General features: G+C 27.8%; 1 protein-coding gene. It reads left to right on the top strand.

From position 1 onward, the window contains the following. Positions 1-45 precede the first annotated feature (45 nt). Positions 46-1632, top strand: coding sequence for an IS1182 family transposase (locus NNC19_RS23330; RefSeq protein WP_310941086.1), 1587 nt, complete (start codon positions 46-48; stop codon positions 1630-1632). Positions 1633-1801 lie beyond the last annotated feature (169 nt).

Below are 1801 nucleotides of genomic sequence, written 5' to 3'. Positions count from 1 at the left end.
AGAGAATTCAAAATTGAATTCTCTTTTTTAGCGCATAATATTAATATGAAAAAAAACAATATTATACCTATTCATCAAATAGGTTTCCCAATAAATTTCGAAAATATTATACCTTATGATGATTCAGTAAGAATGCTATATGATGTTATGGAGGGATTAGATTACACAGAATTAAATAAAACTTACTCTACTATTGGTAGAAATCCAGCACTCTTACCTGAAACCATGTTTGCAATTATAGTTTATGGATATATGGAAGGAATATATTCAAGCCGAGACCTTGAAAAGGCATGTAAAAGAGATATTAATTTCAAATGGCTTTTACAAGGACAAAAACCACCAGAACATAATTCAATAGCTAGATTTAAAAGTGAACGATTAGCTTGTTGTATAGAAAAGCTGTTCAATCAATTTATCAAAAAGCTTAGAGAGCTTAATGAAATACAATTTAAAAATGTATTTATTGATGGAACAAAAATCGAAGCGTCAGCTAATAGATATACTTTTGTATGGAAAAAAGCTACAGAGAAATTTGAAATTAAATTACAAAAGAAAATAAAAGAAACTTTAATAAAAATGAATCACGATTTGAATTTTTGTTTTATTATTACCGCTAATGATAAAGTATTGGTTAAAGACATTATAGTTCTTTTAGATACTCTTTATATTATAGTAAAAGAAAATAATATTGAATTTGTCTATGGAAAGGGAAAAAGAAAAAGCAATCTTCAAAAATATATTGAGCAATTTAATGAATTTGTTGATAAACAAAGCAAATATGATGAATATAGTAGAATTTTCAATGGAAGAAATAGTTTCTCAAAAACTGATCATGACGCTACTTTCATGCATATGAAAGAAGATCATATGAAAAACGGACAACTAAAACCAGCCTATAATATTCAAATAGGAGTAGAGGCTGAATATATAGTAGGCATAGATATTTCAAGTGAAAGATCCGACCAACTTACTCTTATTCCATTTTTAGATAAGTTAGAGAAGAATATAAATGAAAAGTATGATTCCGTAACTGCTGACGCAGGGTACGAAAGTGAAGAAAATTATACTTATCTTGAATCAAAGAAACAAGAAGCTTTTATTAAGCCTTCAATATATGAAAAATCAAAAACAAGGAAATTTAAGAATGATATTAGTAAGAGAGAGAATATGGCATATAATTCAGAAGAAGACTACTACATTTGTGCCAATGGAAAGAAATTACTTTTCAAAGGAACAACAAAGAAGAAAACTAAATCTGGATATAAAGCCATTGTCAGTATTTATGAAAGTGAAAAATGTGATAGTTGTAAATACAAAAGTAAATGCACTAAAGCTAAAGGTAATAAACAACTATATGTAGCTAAAAATTTTATTCGTTTAAGAAAGAAATCGCTTGAAAATATAACTAGCAAAAATGGGATACTTCTAAGAATGAACAGATCAATTCAAGTTGAAGGAGCCTTTGGTGTTATTAAACAAGACTATAATTTCAGAAGATTTTTTATGCGTGGAAATGTTAAGGTACGAACTGAATTTTTATTAATGGCATTTGGTTATAATGTAAACAAATTGCACAATAAAACACTTCAAGGGCGTAACGGCGAGCAGCTTCATAAGCAGCAGGTTTCGTAATAAAAGCAATAAAGTAAAATTATGGCTAGGAGATTTCTAACCTGTATTTGCTATGTTCAAAAACAAACCAATTGGAATTAAATACATAAAAATTCATGAATAAAATTTATATTTAGTAAAAAAGGATATATCATATTGAAGTTTTTTCACTCCAATCTGATACATCCCC

This window comes from Clostridium sp. SHJSY1 (assembly GCF_031626875.1).
In the GTDB taxonomy this organism is placed as follows: domain Bacteria; phylum Bacillota; class Clostridia; order Clostridiales; family Clostridiaceae; genus Clostridium.
Note: the sequence above shows the minus strand (reverse complement) of the source record. Positions and strands in the feature narration are given on the sequence as shown.

Excerpts from the sequence above, each read along its gene's own strand:
- NNC19_RS23330 (WP_310941086.1), top strand. The coding sequence starts at position 46 with ATGAAAAAAAACAATATTATACCTATTCATCAAATAGGTTTCCCAATA.